Origin of the sequence: Streptomyces sp. Root1310, assembly GCF_001426425.1 — a bacterium.
Taxonomy (GTDB): Bacteria; Actinomycetota; Actinomycetes; order Streptomycetales; family Streptomycetaceae; genus Streptomyces.
The window spans coordinates 25,097-40,397 of the sequence record NZ_LMEQ01000031.1; the positions used below are offsets into that span (position 1 = coordinate 25,097).

General features: G+C 72.3%; 16 protein-coding genes. 8 read left to right on the forward strand and 8 right to left on the reverse strand.

The window, feature by feature from the left end; all coding sequences use genetic code 11:
- Positions 1-96 precede the first annotated feature (96 nt).
- Positions 97-1,473: an NAD(P)/FAD-dependent oxidoreductase gene (locus ASD48_RS30805; RefSeq protein WP_057605087.1), complete on the forward strand. Its 1,377-nt coding sequence runs from the start codon at positions 97-99 to the stop codon at positions 1,471-1,473.
- Between the two features lie 29 nt (positions 1,474-1,502).
- Complete coding sequence (locus tag ASD48_RS30810; RefSeq protein ID WP_063887528.1) at positions 1,503-3,749, forward strand: FUSC family protein; 2,247 nt, start codon at positions 1,503-1,505, stop codon at positions 3,747-3,749.
- An 18-nt stretch (positions 3,750-3,767) separates the two neighbouring features.
- Here the strand turns inward: ASD48_RS30810 and ASD48_RS30815 are convergent, their stop codons facing one another.
- The 5 genes from ASD48_RS30815 to ASD48_RS30835 form a co-directional block, all read right to left on the reverse strand.
- Positions 3,768-4,199 carry a hypothetical protein gene (locus ASD48_RS30815; protein ID WP_020126252.1) on the reverse strand — a complete coding sequence of 144 codons (432 nt, stop codon included), beginning with the start codon at positions 4,197-4,199 and terminating at the stop codon, positions 3,768-3,770.
- Positions 4,200-4,227: 28 nt separating this feature from the next.
- The gene (locus ASD48_RS30820) at positions 4,228-5,064 is read right to left on the reverse strand and encodes a DUF1206 domain-containing protein (protein WP_057605089.1); all 837 of its coding nucleotides are present in this window, start codon (positions 5,062-5,064) and stop codon (positions 4,228-4,230) included.
- A gap of 144 nt (positions 5,065-5,208) precedes the next feature.
- Positions 5,209-5,463 carry a DUF5133 domain-containing protein gene (locus tag ASD48_RS30825; protein ID WP_057605090.1) on the reverse strand — a complete coding sequence of 85 codons (255 nt, stop codon included), beginning with the start codon at positions 5,461-5,463 and terminating at the stop codon, positions 5,209-5,211.
- Between the two features lie 43 nt (positions 5,464-5,506).
- Positions 5,507-6,328 (reverse strand): SigB/SigF/SigG family RNA polymerase sigma factor, encoded by an 822-nt coding sequence (locus ASD48_RS30830; protein WP_057605091.1) that lies wholly within the window; start codon positions 6,326-6,328, stop codon positions 5,507-5,509.
- 221 nt (positions 6,329-6,549) lie between these two features.
- Positions 6,550-6,990, reverse strand: a complete 441-nt coding sequence (locus ASD48_RS30835) for an ATP-binding protein (protein ID WP_057605092.1) — start codon at positions 6,988-6,990, stop codon at positions 6,550-6,552.
- A 192-nt stretch (positions 6,991-7,182) separates the two neighbouring features.
- Between ASD48_RS30835 and ASD48_RS30840 the strand changes: the two genes are divergently transcribed.
- From ASD48_RS30840 to ASD48_RS30850, 3 genes are all read left to right on the forward strand, one after another.
- On the forward strand, positions 7,183-7,413 hold the full coding sequence (locus tag ASD48_RS30840; protein WP_057605093.1) for a hypothetical protein: 231 nt from the start codon (positions 7,183-7,185) through the stop codon (positions 7,411-7,413).
- A gap of 112 nt (positions 7,414-7,525) precedes the next feature.
- Positions 7,526-9,013, forward strand: a complete 1,488-nt coding sequence (locus ASD48_RS30845) for an ornithine decarboxylase (protein ID WP_057605094.1) — start codon at positions 7,526-7,528, stop codon at positions 9,011-9,013.
- A 271-nt stretch (positions 9,014-9,284) separates the two neighbouring features.
- Positions 9,285-9,740 (forward strand): cyclic nucleotide-binding domain-containing protein, encoded by a 456-nt coding sequence (locus tag ASD48_RS30850; protein WP_057605095.1) that lies wholly within the window; start codon positions 9,285-9,287, stop codon positions 9,738-9,740.
- Between the two features lie 13 nt (positions 9,741-9,753).
- On the opposite strand, the gene ASD48_RS30855 is transcribed toward ASD48_RS30850, so the two are convergent.
- Together ASD48_RS30855 and ASD48_RS30860 are read right to left on the reverse strand one after the other, a co-directional pair.
- Entirely contained in the window at positions 9,754-11,058 is a 1,305-nt protein-coding gene (locus tag ASD48_RS30855; RefSeq protein ID WP_057605096.1) for an MFS transporter, read from the reverse strand.
- A gap of 127 nt (positions 11,059-11,185) precedes the next feature.
- Positions 11,186-11,800, reverse strand: coding sequence for a LysE/ArgO family amino acid transporter (locus ASD48_RS30860; protein WP_057605545.1), 615 nt, complete (start codon positions 11,798-11,800; stop codon positions 11,186-11,188).
- Between the two features lie 77 nt (positions 11,801-11,877).
- Here ASD48_RS30860 and ASD48_RS30865 point away from each other — a divergent pair, with 77 nt between their 5' ends.
- Positions 11,878-12,780 carry a LysR family transcriptional regulator ArgP gene (locus ASD48_RS30865; protein ID WP_057605097.1) on the forward strand — a complete coding sequence of 301 codons (903 nt, stop codon included), beginning with the start codon at positions 11,878-11,880 and terminating at the stop codon, positions 12,778-12,780.
- Here ASD48_RS30865 and ASD48_RS30870 read toward each other — a convergent pair.
- Positions 12,770-13,477 carry a TetR/AcrR family transcriptional regulator gene (locus ASD48_RS30870; RefSeq protein WP_057605098.1) on the reverse strand — a complete coding sequence of 236 codons (708 nt, stop codon included), beginning with the start codon at positions 13,475-13,477 and terminating at the stop codon, positions 12,770-12,772. The genes ASD48_RS30865 and ASD48_RS30870 overlap by 11 nt on opposite strands.
- 227 nt (positions 13,478-13,704) lie before the next feature.
- Here ASD48_RS30870 and ASD48_RS30875 point away from each other — a divergent pair, with 227 nt between their 5' ends.
- Both ASD48_RS30875 and ASD48_RS30880 read left to right on the forward strand, forming a co-directional pair.
- Positions 13,705-14,919: a saccharopine dehydrogenase C-terminal domain-containing protein gene (locus ASD48_RS30875; RefSeq protein WP_057605099.1), complete on the forward strand. Its 1,215-nt coding sequence runs from the start codon at positions 13,705-13,707 to the stop codon at positions 14,917-14,919.
- Between the two features lie 103 nt (positions 14,920-15,022).
- Entirely contained in the window at positions 15,023-15,274 is a 252-nt protein-coding gene (locus ASD48_RS30880; RefSeq protein ID WP_057605100.1) for a WhiB family transcriptional regulator, read from the forward strand.
- Positions 15,275-15,301: the final 27 nt, after the last annotated feature.

Consider the following 15,301-nt stretch of genomic DNA (forward strand, 5'->3'; position numbering starts at 1 on the left):
CCAGTCCGGGCGCGGTGGGATCGACGAGGTGCGAGACGCCCGCGGGCGGGGCACGCGCATGACGTCGGGGCAGACCGCCTGGAGCCGCAGAAAGGGATGGACATCGTGACACGACCCAGGATCCTGGTGGTGGGCGCGGGCTTCGCGGGAGTGGGGTGCGTTCGACGTCTGGAACGCGCGCTCTCCGCCACGGAGGCCGACGTCACTCTGGTGACGCCGTTCGCCTACCAGCTCTATCTGCCGCTGCTGCCACAGGTCGCCTCCGGGGTGCTGACGCCCCAGTCGATCGCCGTTTCGCTGCGCCGCAGCAAGAAGTACCGCACCCGGATCATCCCGGGCGGTGCCATCGGCGTGGACCTCAAGTCGAAGGTCTGCGTCATCCGGACGATCACCGACGAGATCGTCAACGAGCCCTACGACTACATCGTGCTCGCTCCCGGGAGCGTGACCCGCACCTTCGACATCCCGGGGCTGACCGAGCACGCCTTCGGGATGAAGACCCTCGCCGAGGCCGCGTACATCCGCGACCACGTCATCAGCCAGCTCGACCTCGCCGACGCCAGCCGCGATCCCGCCGAGCGCACCTCGCGGCTGCAGTTCGTGGTCGTCGGCGGCGGCTACGCCGGCACCGAGACCGCCGCCTGTCTCCAGCTCCTCACCCACAACGCGGTCAAGCGCTATCCGAACCTGGACCCGAGCCTGATCAAGTGGCATCTGATCGACATCGCGCCGAAGCTGATGCCGGAGCTCGGCGACAAGCTCGGGCGCAGCGCGCAGGAGGTGCTGCGCAAGCGGGGCATCGACATCTCGCTGGGCGTGTCGATCGCCAAGGCGGGCCCGGAGGAGGTCACCTTCACCGACGGGCGGGTGATCCCGACCCGGACCCTGATCTGGACGGCGGGCGTCGTCGCGAGCCCGCTCATCGCGACCCTCGGGGCGGAAACGGTCCGCGGACGGCTCGCCGTCACCGCGGAGATGAACCTGCCCGGGAACGACGGGGTGTTCGCGCTCGGGGACGCCGCCGCCGTGCCCGACGAGGCCAAGGGCGAGCAGGGCGCGATCTGCCCGCCGACGGCGCAGCACGCGATGCGGCAGGGCAAGGTCGTCGCCGACAACGTCATCGCGACGCTGCGGGGCCGGGAGATGCGGCCGTACGTGCACAAGGACCTCGGTCTGGTCGTCGACCTCGGCGGTACCGACGCCGTCTCCAAGCCGCTCGGCATCGAGCTGCGCGGGCTGCCCGCGCAGGCGGTGGCCCGCGGCTACCACTGGGGGGCGCTGCGCACGGGGGTGGCCAAGGCGCGGGTGCTGACGAACTGGACGCTCAACGCGATCGCGGGCGACGACTTCGTGCGCACCGGCTTCCAGGCGCGCCGGGCGGCGAAGTTGAAGGACTTCGAGTACACGGACAGCTATCTGACGCCCGAGCAGGTGCGGGCGCAGGTCGAGGGGCCCGGGTCGGAGACCGCCTGAGGTCGGAAGGCGGAAGAGAGTACGGCGGCGTGAGGGCGGCGGCACGGTCGTTGGGCGCACGGTGGCGGGATCGGATCGCGGCATCCGACCCCGGGCTGCTGCGGCTGGCGGCCGGGCTGCGCACGGTCGGGGCGATCTCCCTCACGCTGGCCGTGCTCTCCCTGCTGGGCGCGGACGTCTCGCATCTGGTGGCGGGGGCCATCGCCGCGATGGTCGCCACGTTCGCGATCCGGGAGAAGCAGCGCGACCGGCAGGCCGTCACGCTGGCGCTGGGGCTGCCGGTCGCGTTCGCTTCGATGTCGCTGGCGGCGCTGCTCAGCTCCCGGACGGTGGCCGGTGACCTCTTCTTCGTGGCGCTGATCTTCTGCGCCGTCTACGGCCGCCGGTTCGGTGACCGGGGCACGGCGCTCGGTCTTGTCGGCTTCCAGGTCTACTTCCTGTCCCTGTTCGTCGGGGTCACCGGTTCGAGTCTGCCGGGGTTCTACGCGGTGCTGGCGGTCGCCTTCGGGTGCAGTGCGGTGGCGCGCTTCGTGCTGGTGCCGCAGACGCCCACCGGTATTCTCCAGCGGCTGCGCGGGGCCTTCCGGGCGCGGCTCGCGCAGCTGCTGGCCGCCCAGCTCGATCTGCTGGACGCCGGTCCGGACGAGGTGGAGAAGGCCCTGGCCCATGTGCGTGAGGGCACCGCCCGGCTGCACGAGACGGCCATGCTGATCCAGGGCCGGCTGGAAGAGGGCACTCCTGACCAGGCGACGGCGCGGCTGGTGCAGCGCCGGATCGCCGACGCCGAGATCGCCGCCGAGCGGCTCGGCCTGCTGCTGCTGACCGCCCGCAGCGCCGAACGGGCCGAGACCCTGACCCTGCACCTGCCGGGCGCACCGCTGCCGGAGGGCGGCCACCTCCCCGTACGGGACGAGGCCCTCGCCGCCCTGCGCCGCGATCTGGGGGCCCTGCGGCTGCTGGTACGGATCCCCGTCGCGGAGGGCGCGGCCACGGCTCACGTCCGCAACCGGCTGCTCGGCTACCGGGACGAGGAGAACCTGCCCAAGGCGTCGCCCGCCGTCCAGGACGTCTTCCGGGGCGTGGGCGAGGCGGCGCGCGCGGTGCTCGGGCTGCGGATCGCGCTCGACGGGCCGCAGGACGAGTCCGAGGACAGCCCCGAGACGGCGCGCTCCCGCGAGGAACTGGACGCGGAGGACGCCGCGATAGGCGCGGGCGAGGAGGACGAGGACTCCGGCACGGCCGGGAAGGAGACCGGGTTGCGGCGGCCGACCACCCGGGCCGCCGTGCAGGTCGCCGTCGGATCGGCACTGGCCATCGTCGGCGGCGAGCTGCTCTCCTCGCACCGCTGGTACTGGGCGGTGCTGACCTGCTGGATCGTGTTCATCAACACCGCCTCCACCGGGGAGATCCTGGTCAAGGGCTACCGGCGGCTGCTGGGCACCGTGCTCGGGGTGGTCGCCGGCATCCTGCTGGCGGGGGTCGTCGGTCACCACACCTGGACGGCGTTCGCGGTGGTGCTGCTGTGCGTGTTCGCGATGTTCTACACGGCTCCGCTGTCGTACACGCTGATGTCGTTCTTCGTGACGGCCGCGCTGGGTGTGCTGTACACGCTGCTGCACACCTACAGCATGTCGGTGCTGGTGCTGCGGGTGGAGGAGACCGCGCTGGGGGCGGCCTGCGGAATCGTCGCGGCGGCGCTGGTGCTGCCGGTGCACACCGACCGGCGGACGAACGAGCTGCTGACGACCGTCCTGGACCGGCTGACCGAGGTCACCGAGGCGGCCGTGGAGCAGCTGAGCGGCGGTCCCCCGGCCGAGCTGCTGGACCAGGCCCGTGATCTGGACCAGGCACTGGCCGATCTGCGGGCGGCCACCCAGCCCCTGACCCACCCGGTGACGCCGTTGCGGACCCGGCGGGACACGGCCCGGTACGTCGTCGCGCTGCTGGAGACCTGTGCGTACCACGCGCGGACCCTGGCGGCCATGGCAGAACTGCTGCCGACCCAGCGATCGATCGTGGCGGACCCGGGGCTGCGCCGCGCCGGGCAGCGCATCCGGCACAACATCGGGGCGATCTCCGCGCGCGTGGCGGGCGAGCGGAGCACCGCCGAGGTGCTGACCGGGCCGAGCATCGCCTCGCTGCTGATGCCGGGCGGGCCGGGGACGCCGCGCTACGGCCGGGTGACCGACCGCGTACTGCGCCACCTTCAGCGCCTGGACGAAGCGGTGGTCGGCCTGGCCCGGCCGCTCGGCGTGCCGGTGTCTCCGCCGAAGTGACGGCGGGACCTTCCACGGTCAGAAGTCCGTGGACATGTCGCTCGCCGCCGCGATACCGCGCAGCTCCTCGGTGTCCTGGTGGCGCTGCCGGATGCAGCCGGCGATCTCGGCGAGGCGGGTGGGGTCGGACGCGGTGCCCGCGTCGGTGACCACCCTGACCGGGCCGGTGCCGTCGACGTCTATCTCCACCAGCTGGTTGTCCAGCCGGCCGGTCACCGCGGTGGCGATGACCAGGGCGGCTTCGTCACGGATCTCCTGGGGCAGTTGCTGGGTGTCCTCGGGATCGAGGGCGAAGTCGAGACTCTCGGGTCGTTGTTCCTCGAGTGCGCGCAGCGCGGGTGCGACGACCTTCAGCAGCAGCTGATAGTCCTCGCTGTCCATGCGGACGCGCAGAAGGTCGAGGTACATGTCCACGGGCCGTCCGTCGCGCGGGAACTCTGATTCGTTCATCTGGTCCGTGTTCCCACACAGCCGGACGTCAGACCTTGCGCCAGCGGGCCATGGCGAACGAGAAGAGTCCGAAGAGCACGAGTCCGGCGGCGACGCAGGCCAGGAGGCCGGGCCCCGCGGGCGTACCGGCGAAAGAACGCAGGGTGTCGTCGATCCCCTTGGCCTGGTCCGGCTGGTACTCGACGGCGGCCCGCACGGCGAAGACTCCCGCGGCGGCGAACACCGCGCCACGGGCGGCACCGCCGCCCACCCCGGTGATGTCCACCAGCCGCCGCATGCGCGGGGACATCTCCCCCAGCCGCAGGTGCTTGCGGTAGGACCGCATGACGGCGCGAGCGGCGATCCACACGCCCGCGACGATGATCCCCGCGCCTCCCGCGCCGACGATCCACTGGCCCGCGGGCAGCTCGAGGGCCCGGGCGGTGACGTCCCGGGACTGCTCGTCACCGGAACCGCCGCCGCTGCCCGATCCGGCGGCGAAGGCCAGCACGGAGTAGGCGACGAAGGAGTAGAACCCGCACCGGACGATGGCGACCAGACGCTTCTTGGCGCTGCGCCCGTCGGGGCCGGCTCCGCCGAAGACGGTCTCCGACAGCCGCCAGAGCGCCATCCCGACGAGTCCGATGCCCAGGGCCCACAGCAGTACGGCGCCGAACGGCTTGTGCGAGATCTCCTCCAGGGCCCCCTGGCGGTCCGCCTGCCGGCTGCCGTCGCCGAAGGCGATCTGCAGGGCCAGCAGTCCCACCAGCAGATAGATGACGCCTCGCGCGGCGAGCCCCGCCTTGGCGGCGCCCTTCGTCACCGAGCCCCGTGCGGCTCGCTCCGCCCCTGCCCTGCCGTTGCGCGCCAGTGCACTCGTGTTCATGTCGCCCTCCCCGGTGTCTCCCCGATTACCTGCGGGATCCGCATGCCCCGGCACTCGGGGTACACACGTCCGGCGCTCCTGGACCGTGCCCCGGGCGAAAGAGCGACGGGGTGGACGCGGGATCCGTCGCGTCCACCCCGCCCCTCAGGCGTACACGTGGGGGTCTTTGCCGGTCGGCGGGCGTACCGCGGCGTCGGCGGCCGACGCCGCGTCGAGCCATTGACGTGCCGTCTCCAGGGCGTGCCGCACGTCGCGCGTGCCGGTGGACACGCACAGCGTGTAGGCGAGATCACGGGCCTGCGCCTGTGCCTGGGGCTGTTCCTCGGTGGCTCCGGATCGGGTCAGCGCCTCGTACTCCTCGACGAGTCTGCGCAGGACGGCGGGGTGCGGCATGAGCATCGGTCTTCTTCTCCTCCGTTCGGAACAGGTGAATGTCGTGCCGTCAGCGCAGGGCATCCTGGCGGACCCGCTCGCAGCTGCGGCTGATGAGCCGGGAGACGTGCATCTGGGAGATGCCCAGCCGGTCGGCGATCCTGCTCTGCGTCATGTCTTCGAAGAACCGCATGTAGAGGATGGCGCGCTCGCGTTCCGGCAGCCTGCGCAGGCCTTCCTTGGCGGACTCGCGGTCGACCACGACGTCGAAGGAGGCGTCGGAGTCGCCCAGGGTGTCGGCGAGGCTGTAGCCGTCGTCACCGGCCGAGGTCTCGGCGTCCAGCGAAAGGGTGCTGAAGCTCTCCAGGGCCTCCAGACCGGCGTTCACCTCGTCCTCGGTGAGTCCGGTGTGGGCGGCGATGTCGGCCACCGAGGGTTCGGCCGCCCCGGGATTCTGGGTGAGTTCCCGGCGGGCGACGCGCACCTTGTTGCGCAGTTCCTGTACCCGGCGGGGCACGCGCAGCGCCCACATCCGGTCCCGGAAGTGGCGCTTGATCTCCCCGGTGATGGTGGGCACGGCATAGCTCTCGAAGGCCCCGCGCTCGGGGTCGAAACGGTCGACGGCCTTGACCAGTCCCAGCGCCGCGACCTGCCGCAGGTCCTCGATCGCCTCACCACGGTCGCGGAAGCGGCCGGCGATGCGGTGGGCCATGGGCAGCCAGGCGGTGACGATCTCGTCGCGTACGGCGTCCCGCTCGGGGCCCTCCTCCAGGGTGACCAGCCGGGCGAACCGGCTCATGGTGTCGGGCGCGTCGGCGTGGGTGCGCCGTAGCTGCGCGGTGGTGGCGGGGGCGGAAGCGGAAGGACGGCTTGTCGACATGTCGATAGGCATGCGGTATCGCTCTCCTGAACGGTGTTTTCAGGGACTGGCGACGAGAACTCCTGCCGTCCGGAACGCGTGCGACGCCCCGGAGCGACAACTCGCTCCCGTCGGCGCGCCTCCGGTCCGAAGCACGAACCTCCGTCTGCCCTGCCCCCGGAGGAACAAACTCCGCCTTCGCGAAAGGCGTTCACAGGTGCGCGGTCCACGGCCCGGTCCGGTCGGCGCCGGGTTCAGAGCACGGGGACGACGGCGGTGATGCGCTTACCGCCGGAGGGCAGACAGGCCACCCTCACATTGCGGGCCAGCCGGCAGACGATCGGCCAGCCGCGACCGCCGGTGCGCTGCCGGCCCTGTTCGTCGAGCGGGTCGGTGGTGACCGGCAGCCGGTCGCTGCGGTCGCTGACGGAGACACGCACGGCCCGCCCGTCCATGTCGACGTCGAATCCGGTGATGCCGCCGCCGTGCAGGATGGCGTTGCTCGTCAGTTCCGAGGCCACGAGCAGGGCGTCCGAGAGCCCGTCCTCGTCGTACGGACAGCCGAGGGTCCCGCAGCGCCCGGTCACCGCCCGCCGTACGGCACTGCGGACGTCGGCCGGCCCGCACTCGTGACCTCCGTGGCCCGGGACGCCGTCCCGCGCGTCCTCGCGGTCGGTCGAGTCGTTCGTACGCATCCCTTCGCTCCCCTGGCTGGTCCCGGCTGGTCGGACGGCCGCACCTCCGCGGCGGGTTCGGCTTCTCCTCCGCACCCGGCGCCCTGTTCCGCCGGACGGTGCGGTCGTCTCCTTTGCGGCTGGCCGCCCCCGCGGCGGCCAAACCTCCCGGACGGGGAGCATTCGTCCCGGCGATCCGGGTAGGCGGAACAGATGACGGATGTGGTGGACTCGGACGAACTGCTGCGGCGCATCCAGCGGGCGAGGGCCTGCGCCCACGAGGAACTGCTGGCCTGGCGGGCCCGGAGCGCGGACCTCGCCAGGAGCGACACGGAACGCGCGGACGACGCACGGGACGCCAGGACGCGGGGTCTCGCCTACGAAGCCGTGCTCAAGGTGCTGGACGAGATCGTGACGCCGGGCCGGAGCGCCGGGGCACGCTGACCCCGGGCCGTGGCCGCCGGGGCACGCTGACCCCGGGCCGTGGCCGCCGGGGCACGCTGACCCCGGGCCGTGCGCGCCGATTGGCACCGCCCGTCGCGGGCACCCGGAACCCATGGCAGCCGATCACACGCGAGCGCCCGTTCTGGAAGCCCTGGTCGACTACCGTCGTCAAGGCCGGTTGTCGTTCACCCCGCCGGGGCACAAGCAGGCCCGCGGCGCCGATCCCGAGGTAAGGGCGGTGCTGGGGGACGCGGTCTTCCTGGGCGATGTGCTGGCGTCGGGCGGACTCGACGACCGGCTCACCCGGGGCCGGGTGCTGGAGCGCGCCGAGGAACTGATGGCGGACGCCGTCCACGCCGAGCACACCTTCTTCTCGACGTGCGGGAGTTCGCTGTCCGTCAAGGCCGCCATGCTGTCGGTGGCCGGGCCGCACGAGAAGCTGCTGATCGGGCGGGACGCGCACAAATCGGTGGTGTCGGGGCTGATCCTGTCCGGGATCGAGCCCGTGTGGGTCGAGCCGCGCTGGGACGCCGAGCGGCGCCTGGCCCATCCGCCGTCGGCGGAGGGGTTCGAGAGGGCCTTCGATATGCACCCCGACGCGAAGGGAGCCCTGGTCACCAGCCCCACTCCGTACGGCGCCTGCGCGGATCTGCGGGCGATCGCCGACGTCTGCCATCGCCGGTCGGTGCCCCTCGTCGTGGACGAGGCCTGGGGAGCGCATCTGCCCTTCCATCCGGACCTGCCGTCCTGGGCGATGGACGCGGGCGCGGACATCTGCGTGACCAGCATCCACAAGATGGGCAGCGGCCTGGAGCAGGGTTCGGTGTTCCACCTGCAGGGCGGACTCGTCACCCCGGAACTGCTGAACATGCGCGCGGATCTGCTGGGTACGACGAGCCCCTCGGTGCTGCTGTACGCCGGACTCGACGGCTGGCGCCGCCAGATGGCGCTGCAGGGCGAGCAGTTGCTCGGCTCGGCTCTCGGACTGGCGCGGGAGGTGCGGTCCGCGATCGAGGAGATCGACGGGATGCACGTCGAGGGCCGGGAGGACCTCTGCGGCCCCGGGCTCGCCGACGACTTCGATCCGCTGCCCGTGGTGATCGACGTCCAGGGGCTCGGGATCACCGGCTTCCAGGCCGCCGACTGGCTGCGCGAGCACCAGCTCATGGACATGCACCTGTCCGACCACCGGCGGATCGGCGCGCAGCTGACCCACGCCGACGACCGCGGAACGACCGGTGAACTGCTCGCCGCCCTCAAGGACCTCGCCCATGCCGCGCCCGAGCTGGGCCCGGCCCCGCGGGTCGAGGTGCCGGGCCCGGCCGAACTGCGCATGGCGCAGGGGATGCTCCCCCGGGACGCGTTCTTCGGACCCGCCGAGAACGTGGCACTGAGCGAGGCCGCCGGGCGGATCGCCGCCGAGATGATCACGCCCTACCCGCCCGGGATCCCGGCCGTCCTGCCCGGCGAGCGGCTCAGCGAGCCCGTGCTGCGCTATCTGGGCACCGGCCTCGCGGCGGGCATGAACCTCCCCGATCCGACCGATCCGGAACTGCGGACGATCAGGGTCGTCGCCCGGGAGACACCGCACGCCGAGTGAAACAGGTCACGTGACCGGGTCTCGGGGGCACAAAATCTCCGCGAATGGTTTACGGTTCATTCATACCTGGTGAGCGGGGTCGTGGCCACTCCTCCTCCGCGCACCACCCCCTTGCTGCCCTGGCTGGCCTCCCCCGTCCAGCCAGGGCTTTTCCATGCCCGCGTGGCCCTCGCGGCGAAAGTGCGGCCCGCCGAGGTGCCCGGGGCGTCGACAGCGGCTGAAATGGGAAGGGGAAGCACCCCTACCGATCGTCGGCGAGGAGCTCCGGGCCATGACCAAAGCGACGAAACTGCTGACCGCGCTTCCCCCGCCCCAGCGTCAGCGTCTGATGACGCTCGCCCGTGAGGTGTCCTTCCCCGAGGATGCCCGGATCTTCGACGCGGGCGGCACCGCCGACCGCTTCTGGGTCATCCGCTCCGGCGCGGTCTCGCTCGTCCAGCAGGTGACGTCCCTGCGGCGGGTCACTGTCGCGAGCCTCGGCGCCGGTGACCTGCTGGGCTGGTCCTGGCTGTTCCCGCCGTACCGGTGGGACTTCGGCGCGGAGGCCTTCAGCCCCGTACGCGCCTACGAGTTCGAGGCCCCGCCCGTGCTGGCGCTGTGCGACGAGGATCCGGCGCTCGGGATGTCGCTGATACGGATCGTGGCCGAGATCCTCGCGCACCGGCTGGAGACGACCCGGGGCAAGCTGATGGAGCAGTACGGGGCGCACCGGCGCGTGGACCTGTAGACCCGCGCCCGGCTCAGACGCGGTACCGGCGCAGCGCGGGCACGGCGACCGCCAGGCCCAGCATCGAGGCGACGACCAGCAGACCGCCGCCCGCGACCGCGACACGGGGCCCGAAGGCGGCGCCCGCCGTGCCGTGCAGGGCGTCGGCCAGCCGGGGGCCGCCCGCGACGACGACCGTGAAGACGCCCTGCATACGGCCGCGCATCTCGTCGGTGGCGGCGGACAGCAGGATCGCCCCGCGGAAGACCATCGAGACCATGTCGGCGACCCCGGCACAGACCAGGAACACCACGGCGAGCCACAGACTGCCGCTCAGCCCGAACCCGGCGATGGCGGCACCCCAGGCGACGACCGCCCCGATGACCATCCAGCCGTGCCGCCGGGCGCGGGAGAACGTGCCGGAGAACAGTCCGCCCAGCACCGCGCCGATGGGGATCGCCGCGAACAGCAGGCCGAGGGCGAGCCCTTCGCCGTAGGAGGCGTACGTCTCGGCGGCGAGCTGCGGGAACAGGGCCCGGGGCATGCCGAAGACCATGGCGATGACGTCGGCGAGGAAGGACAGCAGCAGGACCTTGTGCCGGGAGATGTACCGGAAGCCCTCCGCGATCTCCCGCACCCCGGCGCGCCGGGCGGTGGCGCTCGCCAGCGGCGGCAGCGCGGGCAGGCGGGCCACCGCCCACAGCGTCACGCACAGCGCGACGGCGTCGAGGAGGTAGAGCTCGGGCAGGCCGATGACGGGGATCAGGGAGCCCGCGAGAAGCGGCCCGGCCACCAGGCCGGTCTGCATGACGGTCGAGCCGAGGGCGTTGGCGGCGGCGAGCTCGCCCGCCGGCACCAGCCGGGCGATGGAGGCGTTGCGGGCGGGCGCGTTGAGGCCGAAGAACGCCTGCTGGGTGGCGAGCAGCACCATCAGCACGGCCACAGAGTCGAGCCCCGAGACCGCCTGGAGCCAGAACAGCACCGACGTGACGGCGATGCCGCTGTTGGTGACCAGCAGCAGCTTGCGCCGGTCGACGGTGTCGGCGACCGCGCCGCCCCACAGCGCGAACAGCACCATCGGCACCAGCCCGGCGAGGCTCGCGTAGCCGACCCAGGCGGAGGAGCCGGTGATGTCGTAGATCTGCTTGGGTACCGCGACGGCGGTGAGCTGGCTGCCCACCGCGGTGACGATGGTCGAGGACCACAGTCGCCGGTAGGCCGGGCGGCGCAGCGGCCGCGTGTCCATCGCCCAGCGGCGCCAGCCGCGCCGGGGCCGGTCCTGCGGACTCGGGTCGGCCTCCTCGGCCTCGGGTGCGGTGCTGCTCTCGCTCGTGTCCACGCGATTCCTGGTTGCTCGTTACATCTTTCGGGTCCGGGGGTCACTATCCCAGCACCTGCTGTGCTTTCACCGCTCCGTGGACGCGAGATCTCAGAATCCGGACGACATATGACGAGCCCTCAGCGGGTCAGGCCCCGGCCACGAGCGTCACGCCGAGGACGATCATCGTGGCGGCGACCAGACCGTCCAGGACGCGCCAGGCGGCCGGCCGGGTCAGGAACCGGCCGAGCAGCCGGGCTCCGAAGCCCAGCGCGGCGAACCAGCACAGGCTGGCCAGGGCGGCGCCGAGACCGAAGGTCCAGCGCAGTGGGCCGCGGTCGGCGGCGACGGAGCCGAGCAGGAACACCGTGTCGAGGTAGACGTGCGGGTTGAGCCAGGTCAGCGCGAGACAGGTCAGCACGGCGCGGCGCAAGGAGCCCGCGCTCTCCCCCTCGGCCGCCAGAGCACCCGTGGGCCGGAACGCCCGCCGGGCCGCCAGCGCCCCGTAGCCGAGCAGGAACAGTCCGCCGATCCAGCCGACCGCGGTCAGCGCCCCGGGCCAGGCCACCACCAAGGCCCCCACTCCGCCCACACCCAGGGCGATGAGCAGGGCGTCGGACAGAGCGCAGATGCCGACGACGGCGAGGACGGCGTCACGGCGGACGCCCTGACGCAGGACGAACGCGTTCTGGGCGCCGATGGCGACGATGAGCGACAGGCCGGTGCCGAATCCGGCGACCGCGGCGGTGAGGGTGTGGGACATGACGTCCACGCTAGGGAAGCGATCACTGCCCGTACAGCTAAAGATTCTTACGTATCATTAGCTCTCGTGATGATCGGATGATGACGGACCTCCCGCTCGACCAGGTGCGCACCCTGCTCGCGGTGGTGGACGAGGGCACCTTCGACGCGGCGGCCGCCGCCCTGCATGTGACGCCTTCGGCGGTCAGTCAGCGCGTCAAGGCGCTGGAGCAGCGCACGGGCCGGGTGCTGCTGCTGCGCACCAAGCCGGTGCGGCCCACGGAGTCCGGCGAGATCGTGGTCCGGTTCGCCCGCCAGCTGGCCCGCCTCGAGCGCGACACGCGGTCCGAGCTGGGCATGAGCGGCGAGGGCGAGCCGGCCCGGGTGACGGTCGCGGTGAACGCGGACTCGCTCGCCACCTGGTTCCTGCCGGCCCTGACCCGGGTGCCGCGGGAGCCGCAGCTCTGCTTCGAACTGCACCGCGAGGACGAGACCCGCACGGCGGAACTCCTGCGGGAGGGACTGGTGATGGCCGCGGTGACCTCGTCGCCCGAGGCCGTGACCGGCTGCACCGTGCGGGCCCTCGGCACCATGCGCTATCTGGCCGCCGCGACCCCGGACTTCGCCGCCCGCCACCTGGCCGGCGGCCCGCTGCACGAAGCGCTCGGCCGGGCGCCGGTGATGACCTTCGACCGGAGCGACGACCTCCAGGACGCCTTCGTGCGCAGGCTGCGCCCGGGCGCCGGCGGCGCGAGTCAGGTACGCCAGGCCGTGCCGACCTCCGAGGGGTTCGTGGCCGCCGTGGTCGCGGGTCTGGGCTGGGGCATGGTGCCCGAGGTGCAGGCGGGCCCGCTGCTGCGCTCCGGCCGCCTGGTCTCCCTCGCCCCCGAACACCCGCTGGACGTACCGCTGTACTGGCAGCAGTGGAAGCTGGACTCCCCGGCGCTGGCGGTGGTGGCGGACGCGGTGACGGCCACGGCGGCCGAAGCGCTCAGGAGCTGAGCCGGTCCAGCGTCGCCTGCGCGCTGTCCAGCAGCATCTCCAGCGCCGTGGGATAGGCGCTGGTCACCATGCGGGTGGACAGCAGCGGGGCCGCCTCGGCGATCCGGGGATGGGTCTCGGCGGGCAGCCGGGCGTACGTCGAACGCCAGACCGCGTCGTCCGCGCGCCGGGTGGCCCGGGGCAGGGCCAGGGACGCGGCCTCCAGGGCCGCGAAGGCCAGCGTCTGGTCGATGAAGGCGTGGTAGATCCGCACGGTGTCCGCCAGCGGGAACCCGGCGGTGCGCAGCACGTCCAGGACGGCCTCGTCGGCGGCGAGTTCGTTGGCCCGGCCGGTCACCCGGCTCGCGGTGAGCTGGGCGGCCTGCGGGTGGGCGACGTAGGCGGCGTGGATGCGCAGCCCGACGGCGTGCAGGTCCGTGCGCCACTCCCCCGTCGGCCGCCAGCCGCGCAGCGCCTCGCCGACGAGCGCGTCGCCGATGGCCAGGGTCAGCTCGTCCATGCCCCGGAAGTACCGGTAGAGGGTGCTGGGGTCGCAGTCGAGGGCGATGCCGAGACGGCGGGCGGAGAGGCCGGCGCTGCCGTGCTCGCGCAGCAGGCGCAGCGCCGCCTCGACGATCAGCCGCTCGGAGAGCACGGTGCCGCTCCTGGTGGGCCGGCGCCGGCGCCGCTTCTCCTCGGGTACGACCTGCTTGGCCACGGTCCTTCGCCTCCTCGCCCGTCCGCGGGGCCTGCGGACGGGCTGCCCGCGAGCAGGCTTGCCTGCGGGCCCTCGCTCTTATGCCAACACCATTGACCTTACGCGGACGCACGGCGTTGTATCTCCCCCAGGGCCCCCAGCACGCTTTCGCACAGCTTCGTTCAGCTTGTTCCTGTCCGTCAGCTTTTCCACCTTCGTTCGCATTCTCAGCCGAGGGAGTTCTCGTCATGCGTGTCCTTCTCGTGGGCGCCGGCGGTGTGGGCACCGCCATCACCCGGATCGCCGCCCGCCGTCCGTTCTTCGAGGCGCTGGTGGTCGCCGACTACGACCCCGCCCGCGCCGCGGCCGCCGTCGCCGCGCTCGACGACGACCGCTTCCAGGCCGAGCGCGTCGACGCCGGCGACGAGGCGGCGGTGGCCGACCTGCTCGCCCGCCACCGCTGCGACGTCCTGCTCAACGCCACCGACCCACGGTTCGTGATGCCGCTGTTCCACGCGGCGCGCGCCGCTGGTGCCACCTATGTCGACATGGCGATGTCGCTGTCGCGGCCGCACCCCGACCGGCCGTACGAGGAGTGCGGGGTCCGGCTCGGCGACGCGCAGTTCGCCGAGGCCGACGAGTGGGCCGAGGCCGGCGCCCTGGCCCTGGTCGGCATGGGGGTCGAACCGGGTCTGTCGGACGTCTTCGCCCGGTACGCCGCCGACGAACTCTTCGACGAGATCGAGGAGATCGGCATCCGCGACGGCGCGAACCTCACCGTCGAGGGCCACGACTTCGCACCCTCCTTCAACATCTGGACCACCATCGAGGAGTGCCTCAACCCCCCGGTGGTCTACGAGGCCGACCGGGGCTGGTTCACCACCGCGCCCTTCAGCGAACCCGAGGTGTTCGACTTCCCCGAGGGCATCGGGCCGGTGGAGTGCGTGAACGTCGAGCACGAGGAGGTGCTGCTCGTCCCGCGCTGGGTGAAGGCGCGCCGGGTCACCTTCAAGTACGGCCTCGGCAACGAGTTCATCGAGACCCTGAAGACGCTGCACCTGCTCGGGCTGGACCGTACCGCGCCCGTGACCGTGCCCGGCGCGTCGGGACCGGTGTCCGTGTCGCCCCGGGACGTGGTGGCCGCCTGTCTGCCCGACCCGGCGACCCTGGGCGAGCTGATGCACGGCAAGACCTGCGCGGGCACCTGGGTGCGGGGCGTGAAGGACGGCGCGCCGCGCGAGGTGTACCTGTACCACGTGGTCGACAACCAGTGGTCCATGGCCGAGTACGGCAGCCAGGCCGTGGTGTGGCAGACGGCCGTCAACCCCGTGGTCGCCCTCGAATTGCTCGCCACGGGCGCATGGTCCGGCGCGGGCGTCCTCGGACCCGAGGCGTTTCCGCCCCGCCCGTTCCTGGACCTGCTCACGGCGTACGGCTCCCCGTGGGGGCAGCGGGAGCAGTGAACGCTTTTCCGGGCCCATCCTGTTTCACCGCCGCCCCTCCGGTGACCCGAGCGGGAGCAACTCATCCGGAAAAGCGCATACGACGAGATCGCAGGTGACTTCGATGGACAACTGGCGAGAGCACGCCGAATGCCGCAACGAGGACCCCGACCTCTTCTTCCCGATCGGTACGTCCGGTCCGGCACTGCTCCAGACGGAGCAGGCGAAGGCGGTCTGCCGACGCTGCCCCGTGCGGGAGCAGTGTCTGGAGTGGGCCATGGAGACCGATCAGACCCTCGGGGTCTGGGGCGGCACCAGTGAGAACGAACGACGCGCCCTCAAGCGGCGGACCAGGGCCGCCCGACGCAGTTCGTGAGCGGTGCCCGAGCCGGGTGGGCCCAGG